Genomic DNA, 18,514 nt, shown 5'->3' with positions numbered 1-18,514 from the left:
TATCAACTACGCCTGCCCGCAAGTCCGATGAGTTTCCAGATCGAGCCGCGGTCGCGAGAGGCAACTCATAGGTCTGCTGCGACCGTCGATATGCTTCTTTACAATGCGGCGAGCAAACCCGGGACCCTGCGGGGCGGCCCGTATATAAATGAATATGCTGCATGGATCTTGTACAGCGGATTGATCCACGCCGGGTCGGCCGACGGAGCAAGCTCGATTACAATAGAGAGGGACTTCGACGCCACCGGTCTAAGCGCCACCGTTCCAAGGTCTCGCACCAGGATGCCTCTCGTGCCAGCGCTTCGGCAATGGGTTGAGTGGCGGGCAATTGACCGGGTGATGAGAGAGCCGCGATTCTTCCTGCAATGCTGACGGTCAATGCAAAGAGATCACCTGCTCTGCGGATGACTGGGCCGTGGTTTAGCCCCGCTCAAGTGAGTGGTAGGCGGTTCTTTGCGGCATGCCTGCAGCAGCGTTCCGAGTACCTGGGGATCGCTGTATCGGGCTCAGGAAACGACGGCATTGCCTTATCGCCGATCCGTTTGATCGGGGGGTGATTGTGACGTTCGAGGCGCAGCCGATTCGACGGTCGTGCCCCACTTACCATCTCGCTCAGTACCAATTATCAGGGCGAAACCGCCCAAAATTGCCAAATTCACAAAAAAAATGACTATTCCGCCTTTGGCGAGAGGAATCCAGTTGCGCCATCAGGTTTTCCTAAAGTTTTCAATGGATGCATGTCGCTGTAGTTGCAGAAAGAATAATTCTCGGAATACGAGACATTTATATTGCCCCAATTTGGGCGACTCAAAATTCCGCAAATATTTCAAAACGTAACATCGGAGTGATTAAGATAATGTGGCAGCAATAAGGCTATGCTTGTCAAGCACTTACTGTCGCGTTGCTGTTGCGCGCTCCAAAATGTCGCCCTATAACCTGCCGCCGTAACGCTGGATTAACCTAAAATATTAACGGGCAGGGGTTGAGGAACAAGACCATGACAACATACTACGTAGCGACGACCGGCAGCAGCAGCGGTAACGGCAGTACCTCCTCTCCTTTCCGTACGATCAGCGACGCGATGGCGTCGAACCTTAAGCCAGGCGACGAGGTCGTGGTGAAGCCGGGGACCTACAACGAGAGCATTAACATCGACAAGGACGGCTCGGCGGCAGGCAACATCACGCTGCGCTCGGAAGTGCCCGGCGCAGCACTCATTCGGCCACCAGCGGGCTCGTACACCGGGATCAGTGTCAACGGCAATTACGTGGTCATCAACGGCTTCGACATCAAGGGCGGCACCGGCGACGGCATCGAAGCGAACAACGTCCACCACATCCAAATCCTCAACAATACTGTCCACGACAGCGGGGAGTCGGGCATTCAGTTCAACCAGTCGGACTTCATCCGCGTCGAAGGGAACGAGACCTACAATAACGCGTCGTCGGGCTGGTACTCGGGCATCTCGATCTACGAGAACCGGAACATTACAGGTGATACCTCGACGGACGGCTACCGGACGATCGTGCGGAACAATATCTCGCACGACAACGTCACGAAGGCGGGTGCGCACACCGATGGCAACGGCATCATCATTGACGATTTCCAGAGCACGCAGTCGAGCGGTCATCCCAACTACACATTCAAGACCCTGGTCGACAACAACCTCGTCTACGACAACGGCGGCAAAGGCATCCAGGTGACCTGGAGCGACTCCGTCACGGTGCAGAACAACACCGCCTACCACAACAATCAGGACAATGCGAACACCGGCACCTGGCGCGGCGAACTCAGCAACTCGGCGTCGAACAACAACACCTGGGTCAACAACATCGCCGTTGCGGACCCATCGGTGAACAAGAACAACACTGCGATCGATAACACGTCCACCAGCGGCGCCAACAGCAACGTCGTCTGGGCCAACAACATCACCTACAACGGCACGGCCGGCCAGGCATCGGTCAAGACCGACGGCGGCAACGCGATGCCGAGCACGGCGAACGGCAACAAGCTCGGCGTCGACCCGAAATTCGCTGGGGCAGCGAGCGACAACTTCCACCTCGGCTCCGGCTCGTCGGCGATCGACGGCGGAACCAACAAGTATGGCGTCGGCTCGGTCGATCTGGACGGCCACGCTCGCATCGTTGGAACTGTCGATATCGGTGCCTACGAATCGGGCTCCAGCTCGGCACCTGGAACGCCAACCACGCCGACGCAACCGGGAACGCCGACCACGCCAACGCAACCAGGAACGCCGACCACGCCGACGCAACCGACAACGCCAACCGCGCCGACGAAGGAATTCATCGGCACCAGTGGCAACGACATCCTGCCGCACACCGGTCAGTCGAACGGTGGCAACGAAACCTTCAAGGGTCTCGGTGGTAGTGACGTGTTGAACGGCGGGGCCGGCGCGGACGTGCTTGACGGCGGTAATGGCAACGACACGGCCAGCTATGCGGGCTCCGGCGCGGTCAACGTCAACTTGGCAACTAAGGCAGCATCGGGCGGCCAGGCCGCCGGTGACAAGATCGTTGGCATCGAAAACCTGACTGGCTCCAGCTACAACGACGTGCTGACCGGTGGCAATAACGGCAGCAACGTTCTCCATGGCGGGGCTGGCGCGGATAAGCTGGACGGCGGCGCCGGCGCGGACGTGCTCGACGGCGGTAGTGACAACGACACGGCCAGCTATGCCGCCTCCGGCGGGGTCAACGTCAACTTGGCGACTGGGGCAGCATCGGGCGGGTATGCCACCGGTGACAAGTTCATCAGCATCGAAAACTTGACTGGCTCAAGCTATAACGACGTACTGACCGGCAATAGCGGCAGCAACGTTCTCCAAGGCGGGGCCGGAAAGGACATCATGACCGGTGGCGCCAGCTCGGATACATTTGCCTTCAAGGCATTGACGGAAATGGGGTCCGGCGCGAACCGCGACGTCATCACCGACTTCCAGAAAGGCGTCGATAAGATCGACTTCTCGGCGATAGATGCGAATGGCTCTGCGCAGGGCGATGGAAGCTTCCATTTCCTGGCGCAGGAGAACGCCTCCTTCGACCACAAGGCTGGCGCGCTCACTTTTCACTATGAAGACAAGGCTGGATCCGCGAGCGATGCTACCATTATCCAGGGCGACCTGAACGGCGATGGTGTTCAAGACTTCCAGGTTCAGCTGAAGGGCCTCGTCCACCTCGGGGCAGGCGATTTTCTCCTGTAACTATACCTGTTGTGGCGGTCACCCGATCGCCACAACATTCACGCAAAAGTTGGCTCGGCGCGTGGATGAGCCATCCGCGCGCCGCGATTTTTCGACGGGTGAGCCGGGCTTTCGGGCGCGGCTTTGCGCGAGGCAATAGCTGCCGCCCTTCGTCTCGAGGATGGTGACGTGGGGGTGATGCGGTCCAGCAGAGCGCCGGTCAGGCGCTCGGATCCCAAGGTCTCCGTTCATTCGTCGAACGGAAGGTTGCTGGCGATCAACGTGGCACCTCGTTCGAAGTGTTGCGAGATCAGTCCGAACAGTAATTCCGCTCGATGGCGAGCTTCTCTTCACACCCGATGCATGAGACGATCGAGACGGGGCCATAGACGGCCTCGCAGATTGCGGCCGCAGCGACATCGCTTCAGATGCGGCAAGGGTCATCGATCATATCGAGCCCGCGTCACCTGCTCATGAAACAATCAAAGATTCGTACGGGAATATTCCGGGACTTTCGGCACCTATTCCGGCAATCCGTCGCCATTTTGCTCTCTTCGACGACCCTGTTGCCGTTTGGCGTGTTCAAAAAAATCGATGCAGTTTTAGCTCATTGGCTGGCGACCCCTGCAGGAATCGAACCTGCGACAACCTGCTTAGAAGGCAGGTGCTCTATCCAGCTGAGCTAAGGGGCCGTCCGGCGGTCGCGTTTACGGAGCGCGACCGATGCGGCAGTTCTGGACGAGAAATCTCAATGCGTCCAGGGCTGCGTGCGGGTATAGCGGAAATTATCCGGATAGGCGACAACCTGGCGGGCCGGGTCCTTCGGCGCGATGACCCGGTATTCGATGCCGTTGCGCTGCGCATAGGCTTCGGCCAGTTCCTGCGTTTCGAAGGTGAGTTTCACCTGCTGGCGCGTGTCGCCGGAGGATGTGTACCCCATCATCGGATCGATCTTGCGCGGCGACTCCTGATCGAATTCAAGCACCCAGAGATGGGTCTTGGCCTTGCCGGACTGCATGGCGGTCTTGGCTGGACGATAGATCTTGGCAGACATGACTGCGCGTCTCCGACTATGCGGGCAGCGCCCGCCTTTGATGGTCTCAATCCCGTTGCCGGGGCTCTTGCTTCATCTCTAGAGATAGCGCGAAGAGATGAATTTTGCTTATCCGCGAATCCCCGGCTTTTCAAGAAAAAAGGCGGTCCACAATGCGCTCCGATCCCTTCCCCGTGATCAGGCGATGCTGCGGATATTCTCCCCCGTGCCCCCGCCGGTTGCGCAATATTACCGATCGTCTCATGTTGTGATCACGATCTGATTGCCGCGGCCAGCCCTCGGGACTATTTACGGCTCAGTCAATTTCAGTGGATTTGCACACATGATGAGACGTTCGGCGGAGTTCAATGCCATTGTGATCGGGGCTGGCATTACGGCTTTCTTCTACGTTGCCATCAGCTACGCCCAGTATATCGGCCTGCTCGAACGCGGCTGAAGCAGCCCCCTGCCGTCCATTTGCGTCAAACGACCAATCCCAGATTTTCCTGTACGCATCCACATATCACATTGAAAACTTCGGCCGGAGCTGGATTTATGGGTTGCGACGGTGAAGTGAACCGTGTATCTCCCCGCCACGGCACGGAGTGTAGCGCAGTCTGGTAGCGCATCTGGTTTGGGACCAGAGGGTCGGGAGTTCGAATCTCTCCACTCCGACCATTCAATTTCCCGATATTTTGGATTTTGACGGCGGCATCGCAACTCGCATGCGCGCGCCGTCACTTCGCCTTCTGCGTCGTCGTGGCGCTGACGATCCTGTCACCCGGCTTGATTCCCAGTTTGGCAACGATGCCGGCATTGAGTTCGACGACGTATTTCACCTTGCCCATCGAATCGATGATATCGCGCGAATAAGGCACCGCCCTTTCCTTGATGTGGCGGATCGTGCCGGTGTCGTCGGCAAAAAGCATGTCGAGCGGCAGAATTGTGTTTTCCATCCACATGGTGACGCGCCGCGGTTCGTCGAAATCGAAGATCATGCCGGCATCATCGGCCATCGTCTTGCGAAACATCAGGCCGTAGGCGCGCTGATCTGGAGTCGAGGCGATCTCGACGGTGAAATGCAGCAGCTTGCCCGCGGCGGTCTGAATGAGCAGCGGCTCCTTGTCGAACCGCATCTGCTCCTCGGCCAAGGCCGGCAGGGCGACCATGAAAAAAAGCGCCAGGATGGCGCTTCTGATCGCATGAAGAAGAATGAGACCGCGCATATCAATGCGACCGGCTGGCCGGGCTCGGAACGTCGGGATGGATTTCTGCGGCCATCAGGCCCTTTTCGCCGTCGCCGAAGCGGACGAGCACCACCTGGCCGGGACGAAGCTCCGTCAGGCCGAAGCGGCGGAGTGTCTCCATGTGCACGAAGATGTCTTCCGTGCCCTCGCCGCGCGTCAGGAAGCCGAAGCCCTTGGTGCGGTTGAACCATTTGACGAGCGCACGCTCCAGCCCGCTCGTCGCGGTGACCTGCACATGTGTGCGCACCGGCGGCAGCTGCGAAGGGTGGACCGCGGTCGACTGGTCCATAGAAAGGATCTTGAACGCCTGGTAGCCGCGCTCGCGGCGCTGGATAAGGGCGACGATGCGTGTTCCCTCGAGGATCGTCTGGTAACCATCGCGGCGCAGGCAGGTCACGTGCAGGAGGACATCCTGCATGCCGTTGTCGGGCACGATGAAGCCGAAACCCTTGGCGACGTCAAACCACTTGACGACGCCGGTGATTTCAACAAGATCGACCGGCTCTCCCGATAGCTCGTCGAGGTCGGAGTATTCGTTCGATGAAATCCTATCAGCCATTGTCGCCAGCCCCTCGAATACGCGTCACACTGTTACGGTTAACTGATTCTTGAAATCAAGATTAACATCTTGGTAACGGATAAGCGCAAGTCCTAGTTTTCGGTTATTCCCAACTGCACATTTTCCAAACATGACTTGCCCGAAGCTGACCTCAGCTCGCCGAAAAAGGCCAGCCCCAATAAAGGAGTAGATAGAATGCGTTATCTCCATACAATGGTACGCGTCAAAGACCTGGACGCCTCGCTCGCTTTTTATACCACGCTGTTCGGGCTGGAGGAGATTCGTCGCCACGAAAACGACAAAGGCCGTTTCACCCTGGTTTTCCTGGCCGCTCGCGACGATCTCGACCGTGCACGCAGCGAAAAGGCCCCCTGCCTGGAGCTGACCTACAACTGGGACACGGAGGATTATAGCGGAGGACGCAATTTCGGCCACCTCGCCTATGAGGTCGACGATATTTATGCAACCTGCCAGACGCTGATGGACAACGGCATCACCATCAACCGGCCGCCGCGCGACGGCAACATGGCTTTCGTGCGCTCGCCCGACGGCATCTCGATCGAAATCCTGCAGAAGGGCAGCCCGCTTGCCGCCGCCGAACCCTGGGCCTCGATGGGCAATACCGGCGCCTGGTAAGGCTTTTTGCCGCAAGGCTTTTGCGAGGCTTGCGGCTTTTGCGATTTCGGGTCCGGCTGGCGCCTTGACGCTTGCCGCGATCCGGCGCCGCAGGCAATCTCCTGATGACTCGAAGCGGAGGATGGCGGTTTTCGCCCGTTTTCCGCATCAACTGGAGACTGTCGCTTGCATAACATTGAGATGCGGATGCCCCTGACGGGCGCTTTGCTGATCGCCACTTCGGTGCTGGCGCTGTCCGGCTGTGCGTCGGACAAGAAGGCGCTCGACTCCGCGGCAGCGGTTCCGGCGGCGCAAGCCGCAGCACCGCAGCTTGCTCAGGCAGCGCCGCCTGCAAAAACCGCCCCGCGATCAATGTACTCGGACCCCCGGCTCGTCAACGTCTCCGGCGCCCAAGCCGCGCCCCAGCTCGTCGCTCAAGATCCGAATGCCGCCGTCCCGCCGGCCGATCCGGCGACGGCAGCACCTGCCAATATCGGCGGGCTCGTGCTGCAATCGACCGGGATCAACGCGCAGGCGATGAGCATTTTCTCGGATCATCAGCCGGCGCCGCAGAACAACGGCACGTCCACCGTCATTCAGCCGCAGGCCTATGCGCCGGTTCAAGGCGCGGTACCCGCAAGAAGCAGCGTCTACAGCCAGCCGCCTGCATCGGCACAGCCGGCGGAGCCGGTGCTGCCGCAGCAATCCTCGCAGAATGGCAGCACTCAGCCTGCGCCCGTTCAAACGGCGTCGTTGGCGACAGACGGCAGTCCAGCCCCGACGATGAACGCGCTCTACAGCGCGCCGAAGCAGAACCTGCTTGGCAGCCTCTCCGGCCTGCTGCACAAGGCTGCCCTGCCCGGCATGACGCGTATCGCGCCGAACGGGCTGCATCTCCAGAACGATCATGTCGAGGTCAGCTGCTTCAAGCCCGAGCTGCTGAATGTGATCAAGACGGTCGAAAGCCATTTCGGCCGGCCTGTTATCGTCACGTCAGGTTATCGCGACGAAGAGCATAACCGCCTGGTCGGCGGCGCCGACGAATCCATGCACAAGAGCTGCGAGGCGGCCGACATCCAGATCGACGGCGTGACGAAATCGGATATCGCCGCCTATATCCGCTCGCTGCCGAACCGCGGCGGTGTCGGCACCTATTGCCACACGGATTCGGTCCATCTCGATACCGGCAAAACCCGCGACTGGAACTGGGGCTGCGGCGGCAAACGCGCGCCGATGGCGACCGCAAGAGCGATCTGACGACCGCGCAATTTTCGCATGACGTTACGGAAGCGCCGCCTCGTCTTGTTAAAGAAACAACCGGCAGCCTATTGATTCAGCTTTAATAATCAGCTCTTCGAACGCATTCGGATTTCCTGTCATTTTTTTGAAAGAAAACCGAATTGCCGCTTGCGGGATTCAAAACGCCTGACTATAAGGGCGCCACCACGAAGGAAGCGCCCTTCGTCTATCGGTTAGGACACCAGATTTTCATTCTGGGAAGAGGGGTTCGACTCCCCTAGGGCGTACCACTTTCTCTCCATATAGAAGCCATCGCATCCGCTTGCAGAATTCTGCGCGCGCTCCTATTTTAGCGGGGCCGGCCTGCGCCCTTCGTCTATCGGTTAGGACGACAGATTCTCATTCTGTAAAGAGGGGTTCGAATCCGTCCTCCCTATTCAAAACGCGTACGGACCCTCGCCGGGCCTGGTATGCAAACTGTTCGCAAGGATTGAGGGGTTGGTACGCGATATCCGCGACTTTTCGGTAGCGTGCTGAAGGTTCTGCAAATTCACTAAACGGGGTGGCCATACTGCCTGCAGGAGCTGCGATGGATATACGACCGGCGCGACCTCGACGAGGCGAAGGCCGATCTTTCCGCCTGGCTTGGCAAATGGTCCGGCAAATATCCGCGCCTCACCGGTTGGGTCGAGGAAGCCATCGAGCAGACACTCACCTTCCTCCGGCTGCCACGCACGCCAGCATCACAAGCACTTTAAATCGACCAACATGCTCGAACGCCTCAACGAGGAAATTCGACGTAGGACCTGATCTTTCCCAACACCGAGAGCTGTCTACGCCTTGTGCGAGCGCTCGCCGTGGAAACCCACGAAAACTGGATGGAGGCCAACCGTTACATCAATATGGACGACCTGCGCGAGCACAAGAAACTCGCACTCCGTCAAGCCGCATGACCAGTCTCATGACCGCCCAATTTTGCAGAACTTGACGCACATAACCGACTTTTCCGGCAAGCTTCAAGGAAGCACCATCTTTTCAAAAAATAGAAGTGGCGACGCAAGGGTTCCCGAAGACAGACAGGGTTCTTGCGACACCTCGACGACTGGCTGATCCGCAACGGCGAAGCATACCCGATCACTGCACCTCGCAACGAGGCGCCGAGATCCATATGTATATTTTCCAGTCGATAGACTTGCTTAATAGAGCAAACGTCACTAGCATGACCGCGAAATTTCTATGGTCGAGAATATCAAGCAACCTCGAAAATAGTTTCTGATTTCCATTGTCAACAATTGGGGTTTTACACATGAATCCTTCCTGAAGCAATAGAAAACTTATTATCGAATCCTTCGATTGGCTTCGCGAATTCTTTTCACGGGGACGATCTTGCTTGAATTATCAGCAATCGAGAATGTCTATGGCCAGAAGATTGCAGGGGGAAGACCTGGACGAAGTTCGGGCTCTGCCTCCAGAATGCAAAGCCCTGATACCGGGTCACCGACGATCATACTCCTTCACTGAATTTGTTTTCGCGTACGGCTACAAATGCTGTGCTCGGCTCGCGGGTTATTGGGAAGACATTTATCGATATGCAAACCCTGACACCACCCATAACGAATTCCGGCTGTTCAGGAGACTGCTTCGCGACCTCTCAACTTGTCGGGATCACCACGCGATAGCCGTGTTCAAGGCATTATCAACCTCGAAGCCAGTGCCGGCTAACTCGTTCGCCCACTACATCGAGCACTTGCGCGCACGGATGATCAACCCTGAAGATACCAGCTTTACCGACGCGCGCGGAAAGTCTGTCGTTGCGTACCTGGAAGCTCTGAGAAACTGCCTGAACAAACTCGCAGACGCAAAGGCTCTTCCGAGAGTAGAACTGAGCCTTCATGGGATGTACTCGGAAGGGGGCGAGGTAACGACGCCGTGCTTCGCGACGCTCGCAATAGACGCCGGCCGCCTCAGACTCGACGCGGATGACGATCACAAAAATGCGTTAAAATTTCACACGACGAACAAACAACTGTTGGCAGCCCTCCGAGCTTCTTTGGTTGAGGTGTTCGGCGTTGCTGAAGAGCGCTTTCGGGAAAGTTCGCGAATGTTGAGCGATCCCACCATCCCCACCCTAAACCAAATCATACGGGCGTTAAGAGCGCGTGCGAAGCTTCGAGGGGCGCAAGCTCGGGCGAAGAGAGGTCTTGCGGACCTCCTGCGGGGCACTGAAGAGTACATCCGAGCTGTCGCGCTCCGGGCTTACATCGGCCTTTTCCACCGCCCCAGCCTTCCCGTCGCCCGGTTCTCGCTGATGAGGCTCCTTCAGGAGGCGGGTGGCCATGATCAGATCGCGAAGCTCGCGGAACCGTGCAGCGACACACTCATGGCTTGCGCCACCATCGTCCAAATCGACACCGGGTGGGAACCTTCCACGGTCCTCAATATGGATCTCAACCCTTTCGTTGGTGAAATCAAGAAGAACAGCATAATCGTCCGTGCGCTGGTCTCTAAAAAAGGAAGGGCACAAGGCAAGGTCCGAAACGCCGCGGTTGCCGAGGTTGAACCAGTTTACGAAGAACCGGACAAAGATGCCACCTTGGTCGTAAAACAGCGCAGATCCGTTACCTCATACCACGTCATCGAAACTTACAAGGCAATGACGGCTGAAATGCGCAAGGGATTTCCCCCGCGAAAGGCCGCGAAACTCTGGCTGACGCGAGGTGTGCGTAGTCTCAACGAGGCTGTCTACGGTTCTTTCGTGCGATTTCTACAGCGTAACCAAGACCACCCGGATTTCGGCGGGCTTCCCCTCACCCGCCGGAGCATCAAGCGGACAAAGTACAACGTCGACGCCGAAAGCACATTGGGAAACATCGGGCTCGCGCGGGCACGAGGTGATCAAAGCGATCCGAGATTGGCTTTCCTCTACCTAAGCGCACCGGCTGTGCGCGCGTTTTTCAAGAGCAAGATACGAGAGTATCTCCAGCAGATGGACGCCGTGCTGTATTCGACGGTGGACGACCTTGCGCGAAAGCTCAATATCCCGAAGGAAGAACTGCACAAGCGAAAAGCCCTTGGGATCGAAAATGGTTTAGCAGAGCTACTCGTTGAGCCACCGATCGACCAGACACAGTCGCAAAGTATTGTCGAGCGCGCCAAGAGACTCAGACCCGATGATTTGGGACTACGATCACTCGTAATTGCGGGTTTTGCGATCGAGGCCCGTTGGGAGGAAATGGCCGCCAAGAATCCGCAGCGCTTCCTTAGATCGTGGGTTCCCTGGATGGCCCTGATCCAAGCCATGGTTCAGAGACTGCTGAAAACGCGACACCGAGTGAAATTTCGAAAAACGTTCAGCCTTGTTCAAAAGGAACTGGCGCTCGGCCAGTTAGCATTGCCAATAATTTGGTGAGACGATGACTTCAAGCACACGCCGGTTGAAAATGCCTTCGGGCGAGGACATTTTGGCCAATGTCCTCATGCCGCCACAGTATGAAAACTGCCTGCCTGAGGACGACGTATGGTTCGCCGTCATCGGGAACAAATCTCGAACTGACAAGAAGCCTCTAGCCATCAATTTCTGCGTCCCGATCACTCCGTATCCAAATCAACGGTTCCTGACCGACCCCGAATTCGAAAAAGACCTTGCAACCGTCAAATACCTCTTGATGGAGTGTGTCCGCCCTGCGCCACGTGGCTGGGTGACTTCACGTAAAACTTTGATGCGAGTGTATGACGCGCTGCTCATTTTTGTACGGACACGGGTCTCGATGGGCATCAACTCGAACCGCGACCTCACCCCTGAAGCGAAGCGGCTTTATATCAGCCGCCTGAGAAAAGGAGGATATTTTGCGCTCATAGACTATAGCGAACGGACGGACACAATAATCGCTGCGTTCGACTCTAATCGCATCCGCATTCCCCTCAACGATCGAAAGGAGGTCGCCTTCGATATCATTGCGCCCCTGTTTGGTGTCGGGAATATCGCGGCCCTGCCAGGTGAAGAGGTGCGTCGACTGAAAAGATACTTCACCGATCGTGGGGTCAAATTTCGAGATGTATCAAGAAAAAGCGGGGCGCCGAAGATATCCAAGAACAAGCTTTCTATACAGCGTGCCATTGAAATCATTCTGCCATGGTTATGGTTAGGAAAATTTCGTGACAACTTGATCCATGATCCCATACCGTTCCGGCCCTATGTGAAGCAGGCAGACATCGAAAGGGAGGTAAAGCTTTGGGTGAACGAAAAAGGGGCAACCAAGGAATTGCGACCTAACCAGGTCGTCTATCTCCTTAGTAAGTCTCTCCAACTGCTTACCGATCCCCTTACGCCGTTCCTCATCAATGTTGTCGCGACCCTGGAGCCGACATTCGAACTCGCCGCAGCGGACCGGGATTTCATTAACAGCCGTCTGTCAGCGTTGGGGCTGGGTGTCCTTTCGCAAGAGTACAAACAACGAGATCAATCATTTGCTACGGTCTCTTTGCGAACACTCGCACTTGTTTTTCTACCAATCGCGTTTGCCTGTGTTTACTCGATGGGAACGGCTCGACGGAAAGATGAGACCGATTCGCAGGAACTCGGCAAAGTCTATACTGATGAACAAGGGCAGCTTTGGCTCCTTACGCCGATAAGGAAGCTCAAGAACCATTCGGTGGGGAAGGACGCACACACCGCGACTATTCCAATCTCTGAGACCGTTAAGCTCGCCGTTGACATTATGGAGAAGCTGAAGCGGGCCACCGGACATCCCAGCAATTATCTGTTCGATCTCCTCGACCCAGTAACCGGTACGGCTGTGGACATCGACTTCAGTAAGCGAGTGAAGTCGTATGCGAAATGGCTAAATCTCCCCCCGTCCGACGATGGATCCGAAACCGAGTTGGCTGCCCACCAGTTCCGAAAATTTTTCGCAATCACCTATTTCTATCGCTACCGCTTCCCCAGTCTCCCTGCGTTGTCGCTGCACATGCTGCACCTCAACCTAGATGTCACACGCGCGTATCTTGCTAGTGCAGCCAGAAACTCACTTCAGATACGGGATGAGGCAAAATCCACCGCGAAGAAACACGAGAAGGATCATAACGACATAAACCGGCTTGAAGACTTCGAAGAAATCGGACGCGGTTTTGTGTTCGACATTCTGCTTTCGGCCACGCGGGGCGAAATCAAGCTTGCGGGCACCGCCGGGCTACATCTCATGCGGGACCTGGCAAAGCTGACAGAGAGGTTGGGAGACGTTGTGGACGTTCATGACTCCGTTGAAGCGGACGACGCTTTGAACTCACTCCTACAACAATTCGCTTCAGGGAAGACCTTCCGCCCTCACCCCGAAGGTCATGGCTTCTGCGCCTGCGATCAGACTCAGAGTTGTCTGATGGCGGCTAATTGCCTGAGAGCCAAGTCGATAGAGCTGGGCGTGGATATCACGACCTTCAACGACGTTGATCACGGCTATGCCGAAGATCTGACATGTGGAACCTGCGTTCACCATTTCATCCTACCTGACCTCTGGCCATATTGGGACAACGAGATCACAAGGTGTGAGGCGGCATTGGAAAATGCACGTGGTGAACAATATGAGGTGCTTGCAGAAAGGCTGGCAGGACTTCGAGATTATGAAGCTAGCGTTGTCTGGCAGTGGGCAGCGTAGCGATGGGGAGAAAGAAAAAGGGCGAAGATCGACGCACCACAACAATCGACGCCTCGACCCTTCGCTTTCCGGCACTACCTCACGGACTGGAGAAGAACAGGCTCAGCGACAGTGAGCGAGAGGCCCTGACGATCGATGCCTTCACGAGAAAACTTCAATTCTGTGACTATCTTGTCAACCGCCGCCGTCGCGGCGAGCTTCCCGACGATGAATTTTGGCCCAGAAACATCTCAGAGTTTCACGGCTGGGAAAATCTCGAACTCGGAATCTACAAATTGGGAACAAAATCGAACGTTTCGCCGAGCGGAAGATACGCCACGTATGTTGACATCTACAAAAACGATAAGAGGGGAAAGCTTGAAAGGGCCTTCCGGGACGAAAGGGCAGTCTCTAGGGAGGAAAATGGAGCTTTGAAGAAAGCCAACGTCGCGCTAGCTCAGCAGAACGCCTTGCTGGTTCATAGAATCCAGATGCTTTGCGACGATCTCTTCCTCGCCACAGGCAGAAGAGTAAACCTTGTTGAACTACTGGATGTGGGCCGACGATGACAGTCATCCACCGATTCTACGAGACAAAGGTGAGGATAGCAGACGACCATCATTTCCTTGGTGATGTCGATGCGCGGGGCCATCCGCTGGTCATCAGTCACGCTGAAGGACTGGTCATTCCGATCTGCGCTCATCTCAATTTCATGGCCTCTCGATATCCGGCTTCCACATGCCTCAAACATGCACGGGTACTCTCAGTTTTCTGGGATCATCTGGAGAAACGGAAAATCGACTATCGTGACGTCAACGAGCGTGTTCTCAAACGCTTCCTCGTAAATAATGCCACGAGAGAAACCAAAATCCTTGCGCTCAAGGACGATGTCGAGTTGGGGATTACCCTTGAGCGAGCTGAGTTCGTTTGCGACGTTATCGAAAAGTTCTATCGCACACTTGAGGACGAGCTCCTCTGCATCCCAAAGCCGAACAGTCCGCGATTCAACCAGAGGCGAACGCTTACTGGCGCCCAGCGCACCGCGGCTCGTGCAAATCCGGCGACACCAACACCCGAAAACGTAGAGGCTCTGAAGGAACAGTTCCTCGTCAAGCCAAACGAGTTTTCTGGTCAAAATATGTACGCGATCGCGGCCTTGTTTCGAAGTGCGGGTTTGCGGGAGTGCGGCGCCGTCGGATTGACGACCGCAGCCTTGCGACAGTCATTCGTTGGCGAATCCGAGTTCTTGCCTTTCATCAAGCGGGTCCCGCGGGAGCTGTCAAAACTGGCGACCCACATCGCAGGCAGCAAGGAAATCCGAAATCTCGTGCTGATGGCACTTGGTTCAATGCGGGAGCGAGGACGCACGATCCTCAGTGTCCCGGTTTTCGAGAAGCGGCAAAGCACCTTTGCCACAGTCCCAATTGATGTGTTTTCGGAGATTTTGGATCTCATATTCACCTCCAGGCACGACTTCATCTTACGCTATGGGCGTTCTCGGCCTCACTATCGAGCACCCGACAACGTATTTCTCTCTACCAAGACCGGACAAGCACTGAACGAAAAGTCCGTGAGCAATTTGTTCAGCGCCGAGATGAAGCGGTTGGGTATCCCAGGTACGGCGCACCGCATTCGAGCTACCTCCATCGAAGATTACCTGAAAGGGCTCTATTATCTTCATAGGGGGATGCATGGTATCGCATGGCAACCAGACAACATTCTTGAATGGTGTCGAATGTACGCTCGGCACAAGAGCACCGGACCCCTCGTGCATTATATAAACCGCATTATCAACATTGAGGAAGTGCTGGGCTATCTGCCCGTGCTGTTCGACGACACCGACCTGGCAGCTTGCGCGCGAGCCTTGGCCACCATCCCCGCTGAACGAAAGCAGGATGCAGTCGTAGGAATGTTAGCGTTAATGGGGGAACTCGATCTGGTACCGCTTGAAGAGCCTCATGCATGCTGAGCCTCATCAGAAATTCTGCTGAGGCCGAGCTGACGTGCACGCGAATGCGAGTGCCGGCTGTAGCACTCGACATGCCTGTCTGCATCGCGATCCGGGACCTCCCGCCTTTCCGTCGATCTCCCTGGCGCGGGCGTCTACTCCGGAACGGCGACGAGCCGCCCATCCGTTAACGAGGTCGCCAACATGAATTGGCTCCTTGAACAACGCTTGGTCGACCGAGGGCGTGAGCGCATACTGCTTGGAAAATCTCGACGCGCAGAAGAAAGCCACACGGTCGATGAGGATTCAACAGCGCGTCTCCATGTACCTTTCCGCTAAAGTTCGCCATGTCGGGCGTTAGTGGTACTGTTATTTCAAGGATTCGATCTTGCTGGGCTGTCGTCGGAAATCCCCTCAGCCATGTGATCCAGAAGCACCCCCAAGTAGCCTCTGCCGAGAGCGCATGCTTTACTGGAATTTCACGCAGCCTCGGCGGAAAGCAGACAAACACAATCGACCGCAAAGCGCAGGATCAGGGAGAATGGGCCAATTTTCGCGACAGGTTTCAGGAAATATCTGCGCCGCGAGAGAGAATCGAGTAGTTCGCATAGCCCCGATCCTATGCTGCAATAGCGCGATCCGTCTCGTAATGCTTGGCATCCCAACGAAACGTTGTCTGGCCGGTCGAATTCCTGCCTAGTTCGATCACGTTCAACCTGTCGCCCGGGAACGCGGGACTCAATTCTAGGCTTAGGTAGTCGAACAACGACCGTTCGTGCACAGCCAGGACGATCTGCCGATTCATCTGTTTCGAAAGCATCCGGATGAGCGCCGCGAACTGGGCAATGTGAACTTCGTCCATACTTTGAACCGGATCGTCGATGACAAGCCAGGGAAGCTGCGCCTCCACCGAGAGATGTAGGGCGAGAAAAAGTGTCAAGGCGGCAGTATTGAGATTGCCGGCACTGAGCATGGCGCGCGGGTTGCCTCCCTTGCCTCCGTGGCGGTGGTGTGTTTCAAGAATGGCTTCAATGTCACCAGCGGCGGCTTCGGGAATTGCGAAGGCCGGGATAAAGGGCTCGTCGGGCGCGAGACGGACGAAAAGATCTCGCCATAGAGCGTTCAGCTCGTCGTTGAACACTTTGCGAACCACTCTCCCTCGCGCTTCTCGTGTTTTACGAACGAGATCCTTTGCCGCCTCGATAATTCCGTCGGCTTCCGCCCGTTTTCGTCGAAGCTTGTCGACGTCAATCATCAACTGCTTCCGCTCGTTGCCCACGGCAGAAAGAGCTTCGATCGATGTTGATAGGAGAACAGCCTTCTTGAGAATGGTTCGGCGTTCATCGAGTCTCTGGTTTAAGGCTCTCTCCCTGCTGTCGATGGATAAACGCATGCGCTGAAGAAGCTCGCCGGCTGACTCGAGAGGTTCCGATGGGACCTCAAGACGATCCGCAAGTGCGACTGCTTCCCTCCGTAGCACTTCCCTCGATTGATCGGCGTTTTGAAGGGCGGCCGCGTTTTGAGCGCTAGCCGCTGCGGCTTTTCTAAGCTCATCCCCTTTCTGCATATCGAACGCCCCGGCTTCCAACTGCTGCCCAATGTCGGTGAGGTCGGCCAGCCGCATTTTAAGACCCGTGAGCTCCTCGTCCGGCAGTATGTTGGCTTCTACCTCCAGAAGCCTACGCTCCAATTGCGCCACGGCGGAATTCGTATTGGTTCTGTCCCGCGAGATAGACTGAAGCCGCCCAGCATGCTCGAACATGTCGCTGACTTTTGACGCGACATATGCGCTGAGAGGCGTGGGACTCACCTCGTTGAAGTTCCGATCGCATACCGGACAATGATCATCATGAATGTGCGTACTTAGTTCGAAAAGCGTCCTTGCGAGCGCTTCATTGGCATCGGCTGCCTCTCCCATCTGCTCCTCGAGCCGCGCCACGCGTGTTCGAGCCTCCTCGATCTCCCGGCTCGTCTCGACCCGTATTCGAATCGCATCTTCGTGGAAGTTAAGGATACCTTCGATCCGTTGGACATCGGCGCCGACGCGCGAATTTATGGAATTTCCACGCCAGACGAACCCGCTTTCACCGGAGACGGCGAGGTCCGCAAACAGGCCTCCCGCCTGTTGTAGCAGCGCCTCGACGTCCTGGCCGCGCGTGCGAATCCACTCGTCGAGGGCCTTCCTGGCTTCCACCGCAACGGCCTCCAGCAGAACCCGCTCGCCGGCACCGCTGGGGTTGCTCGCCTTGTTCCAAGCCTCCTCGAGGACAGCAACCTCCCGCCTTGAACGCGCGAGTTCCATGAGATCGTCTTCCTCGCGAGAGCTCTGAAAGCGTGCGGGCAACTCCGAGATCTCGCTGAGAGAGACCAACATTGCGGGATCAACACGCGCCAGGATTTCACGGACCTCCGCCTCAAGCGTTTCGACGGACGTCTTCAGAAACACTTCTCGTTTGTCGAGTTCGATGAGCGCCTTCTCCTTCTCGGCGATCGCGACCCGTGTCTCATCGTACGATGGGACCGGATTCCTGAGGCGCGAGATGTTGCCGGCCGAGTGAAGACCGGCAATGATCGCTTCCATGCGGTCAAGGCCGAGCAACTCTTTCACGAAGCGCGTCAGCGGCGAGTCTGTCTTCTTGTCTGAATGTTGGTAAATCTCCAGAAGGCGCCCCAAGGTCGATTGAGCAAGATAGCTCCGCTCGCTAAAGAAACTCGCTTGGCGAGGACCGAGGACAGGAGTTCCAACCACCCCTTCCGCCGTCACTCTCATATCCCCGACAAGGCGGTCGCCATTCGCCGTCTCGACATCCACTCTGACCTGCCCAAAGGGTCTATCCTTGTGCGGCAGGTAAGCAAGGTAGTCGGGTTCCGCGCGCGACAGCGAAGGCACGGCACCTGTGAGTCCCATTTCGATCGCCGACAACAGGCTCGTCTTGCCGGCCCCATTAGGGCCATGAACGAGCACAATCGGTGCGTCGAGCGAAACTAGGACTTCCCCATCAACGCTCCGAAAATCCTTCATATAGAGTGACTTCAATCGCATC

General features: G+C 56.6%; 11 protein-coding genes, 3 tRNA genes and 3 pseudogenes. 10 read left to right on the top strand and 7 right to left on the bottom strand.

All coding sequences use genetic code 11. The annotated features are described in order from the left end of the window. Window positions 1-997: 997 nt before the first annotated feature. Window positions 998-3,220, top strand: coding sequence for a choice-of-anchor Q domain-containing protein (locus GR197_RS11390; RefSeq protein ID WP_164009409.1), 2,223 nt, complete (start codon window positions 998-1,000; stop codon window positions 3,218-3,220). 18 nt (window positions 3,221-3,238) lie between these two features. On the opposite strand, the pseudogene GR197_RS31955 reads toward GR197_RS11390, so the two are convergent. From GR197_RS31955 to GR197_RS11380, 3 genes and pseudogenes are all read right to left on the bottom strand, one after another. Continuing rightward, window positions 3,239-3,531, bottom strand: a pseudogene (locus GR197_RS31955) (ATP-binding protein); the annotation flags it as partial. Window positions 3,532-3,814: 283 nt separating this feature from the next. Continuing rightward, window positions 3,815-3,891 (bottom strand) — tRNA-Arg (locus GR197_RS11385). Between the two features lie 56 nt (window positions 3,892-3,947). Continuing rightward, complete coding sequence (locus tag GR197_RS11380) at window positions 3,948-4,253, bottom strand: ETC complex I subunit (protein ID WP_097614443.1); 306 nt, start codon at window positions 4,251-4,253, stop codon at window positions 3,948-3,950. Between the two features lie 580 nt (window positions 4,254-4,833). Between GR197_RS11380 and GR197_RS11375 the strand changes: the two genes are divergently transcribed. Then, a tRNA-Pro gene (locus GR197_RS11375) sits at window positions 4,834-4,910 on the top strand. 59 nt (window positions 4,911-4,969) lie between these two features. On the opposite strand, the gene GR197_RS11370 is transcribed toward GR197_RS11375, so the two are convergent. Together GR197_RS11370 and GR197_RS11365 are read right to left on the bottom strand one after the other, a co-directional pair. Continuing rightward, window positions 4,970-5,458 carry a DUF192 domain-containing protein gene (locus tag GR197_RS11370; protein ID WP_164009407.1) on the bottom strand — a complete coding sequence of 163 codons (489 nt, stop codon included), beginning with the start codon at window positions 5,456-5,458 and terminating at the stop codon, window positions 4,970-4,972. Between the two features lies 1 nt (window position 5,459). Continuing rightward, window positions 5,460-6,038, bottom strand: coding sequence for a cold-shock protein (locus GR197_RS11365; RefSeq protein ID WP_007628623.1), 579 nt, complete (start codon window positions 6,036-6,038; stop codon window positions 5,460-5,462). 195 nt (window positions 6,039-6,233) lie between these two features. Here GR197_RS11365 and gloA point away from each other — a divergent pair, with 195 nt between their 5' ends. From gloA to GR197_RS11325, 8 genes and pseudogenes are all read left to right on the top strand, one after another. Then, complete coding sequence (gloA, locus tag GR197_RS11360; RefSeq protein WP_164009405.1) at window positions 6,234-6,674, top strand: lactoylglutathione lyase; 441 nt, start codon at window positions 6,234-6,236, stop codon at window positions 6,672-6,674. A 165-nt stretch (window positions 6,675-6,839) separates the two neighbouring features. Continuing rightward, window positions 6,840-7,910 (top strand): D-Ala-D-Ala carboxypeptidase family metallohydrolase, encoded by a 1,071-nt coding sequence (locus tag GR197_RS11355; RefSeq protein ID WP_164009403.1) that lies wholly within the window; start codon window positions 6,840-6,842, stop codon window positions 7,908-7,910. Window positions 7,911-8,107: 197 nt separating this feature from the next. Next, window positions 8,108-8,182 (top strand) — tRNA-Glu (locus GR197_RS11350). Between the two features lie 282 nt (window positions 8,183-8,464). Then, window positions 8,465-8,845, top strand: a pseudogene (locus tag GR197_RS11345) (transposase); the annotation flags it as partial. 464 nt (window positions 8,846-9,309) lie between these two features. Beyond that, entirely contained in the window at window positions 9,310-11,301 is a 1,992-nt protein-coding gene (locus GR197_RS11340; RefSeq protein WP_164009400.1) for a hypothetical protein, read from the top strand. A gap of 4 nt (window positions 11,302-11,305) precedes the next feature. Next, entirely contained in the window at window positions 11,306-13,543 is a 2,238-nt protein-coding gene (locus GR197_RS11335) for a hypothetical protein (RefSeq protein ID WP_130823545.1), read from the top strand. Window positions 13,544-13,545: 2 nt separating this feature from the next. After that, on the top strand, window positions 13,546-14,091 hold the full coding sequence (locus GR197_RS11330; RefSeq protein ID WP_130823544.1) for a hypothetical protein: 546 nt from the start codon (window positions 13,546-13,548) through the stop codon (window positions 14,089-14,091). Continuing rightward, on the top strand, window positions 14,088-15,491 hold the full coding sequence (locus GR197_RS11325; RefSeq protein ID WP_130823543.1) for a hypothetical protein: 1,404 nt from the start codon (window positions 14,088-14,090) through the stop codon (window positions 15,489-15,491). The genes GR197_RS11330 and GR197_RS11325 overlap by 4 nt, the downstream gene beginning before the upstream one ends. 138 nt (window positions 15,492-15,629) lie before the next feature. Here GR197_RS11325 and GR197_RS32290 read toward each other — a convergent pair. Together GR197_RS32290 and GR197_RS11320 are read right to left on the bottom strand one after the other, a co-directional pair. Continuing rightward, window positions 15,630-15,819: pseudogene (locus GR197_RS32290) on the bottom strand (hotdog domain-containing protein); the annotation flags it as partial. Between the two features lie 270 nt (window positions 15,820-16,089). Next, entirely contained in the window at window positions 16,090-18,513 is a 2,424-nt protein-coding gene (locus tag GR197_RS11320; RefSeq protein ID WP_164009398.1) for an AAA family ATPase, read from the bottom strand. Window position 18,514: the final 1 nt, after the last annotated feature.

Source organism: Rhizobium phaseoli (assembly GCF_010668805.1).
Taxonomy (GTDB): domain Bacteria; phylum Pseudomonadota; class Alphaproteobacteria; order Rhizobiales; family Rhizobiaceae; genus Rhizobium; species Rhizobium phaseoli_A.
This window is presented reverse-complemented; position numbering and strand designations above follow the sequence as displayed.